1 protein-coding gene is annotated in these 1,845 nt (G+C 52.5%); it reads left to right on the top strand.

The window, feature by feature from the left end; translation table 11 throughout:
* On the top strand, window positions 1-1,828 hold a 1,828-nt coding region (locus tag ACTHSP_RS20245; RefSeq protein WP_440346794.1), incomplete at its 5' end, for an ATP-binding protein.
* Window positions 1,829-1,845 lie beyond the last annotated feature (17 nt).

Below are 1,845 nucleotides of genomic sequence, written 5' to 3'. Positions count from 1 at the left end.
TACGATTAATTCTTGGTTTGGCAACGATACCCATGAGGCTCTAGAGCGCAGCTTAAACTTGAGCAAATCCGCGCTGAACTTGGCGGTGGACAATGCTGTCAGCAACGCCACGCCGGTGCAAATCGACTTAATCAGCGCCGCTTCGCTGGACGGCAACTTAGGGAAAGCGCTGGCAAAATCCGCGCTTACTGCCGACTTTGCCCAGCTGGCGCTTTACAACGCGACTACCCATAAAGTCGAGAAAAGCATCAATCCCCTGAAACTAAATCAACCCGAGCTCAACAAAGAAGGATGGGAGCAGCTGGAGCAGACCGGCTCGGTGCGCAGCTTGGAAAACATCGGAGGCGTGCTGTATGCTCAAGGTTGGATGCTGATCGGTACGCATAAAAATCAGGATTATGCGTTGTTTTTCCGGCAGCCGATTCCGAAAGATGTTGCCCAAGATGCGACGCTAATTGAAGCGGCCCGCGCCAAATACGCCGAGCTGAGTTATACCAAAAAAGGCCTGCAAACCTTTTTCCTGTCCACGCTGTTGGTCGCGACATTGTTGGCCATCTTTTTAGCGCTGGTTATGGCTTTGTATTTTGCCCGCCGTTTTGTGGCACCGGTGTTATCGCTGGCAGAGGGCGCGCGGGCGGTGGCTCAGGGTGATTTCAGTCAGACCCGGCCGGTATTCCGCAATGACGAGTTCGGTCGTTTGACCCAATTGTTCAACCACATGACCGAGCAATTATCGATTGCCAAAGAGGCGGACGAGCGCAACCGTTTGCGCGAAGAAGCCGCCCGCCATTATTTGGAATGCGTGTTGGAAAGTTTGACCACAGGCGTGATTACTTTGGATGCCGACGGCCGTCTGAAAACCTTTAACAAGGCCGCCGAACAGATTTTGGGCGTTTCGCTGGTGTCTTTGTGGGGCAGCAACTGGCATCAATGGCACGGCAAATCGCCGCAGCAAACCCTGTTGGCCGATGTGTTTGCCGCCATTAATGAAACCGCCGACAGCGACAAACCCGTTCAAGTCGAATATGCCGCGCCCGATGATGCCCGAATCTTGTTGGGCAAAGCCACCATCCTGCCGGAAGACAACGATAACGGCGTGGTGATGGTGATTGATGACATTACCGTATTGATACGCGCGCAAAAAGAGGCCGCATGGGGCGAAGTGGCGAAACGTTTGGCGCATGAAATCCGCAATCCGCTTACGCCTATCCAGCTTTCCGCCGAGAGATTGGCATGGAAATTGCATGATAAACTTGATGAACAAGACGCCCAAATCCTCAGCCGTTCAACCGATACCATCGTCAAACAGGTTGCCGCGTTGAAAGAAATGGTCGAAGCGTTCCGTAACTATGCGCGTGCGCCGTCGCTGAATTTAGAAAAACAAGATTTAAACGGTTTGGTGTCGGAAGTATTGGTATTATATGAGGCCGGCGCGTGCAAGTTTAATGCACGGCTCAGCGCCGACGCCTTGCCGATTGTTGCCGATACGACGGCGATGCGCCAAGTGTTGCATAACCTATTTAAGAATGCTGCAGAAGCGGCAGAGTCGGACGAAGCGCCGCAAGTAAACGTTGAAACAGGGCGCGAAGGCGGACAGGTTTTCCTGACCGTCTGCAACAACGGTAAAAGTTTCAGCAAAGAAATGCTGCACAATGCTTTTGAGCCGTACGTTACCGACAAACCGACAGGAACGGGGCTGGGTTTGCCCGTTGTGAAAAAAATTATTGAGGAGCATGGCGGCCGTATCAGCCTGAGCAATCAGAACAGCGGCGGCGCGTGCGTCAAAATAGCTTTACCGGAAATGGCAGAAACTTATGCGAAGCAGTGATATTTTGATTGTAGATG

It is taken from the genome of Neisseria sp. P0001.S005 (assembly GCF_051963715.1).
This window is presented reverse-complemented; position numbering and strand designations above follow the sequence as displayed.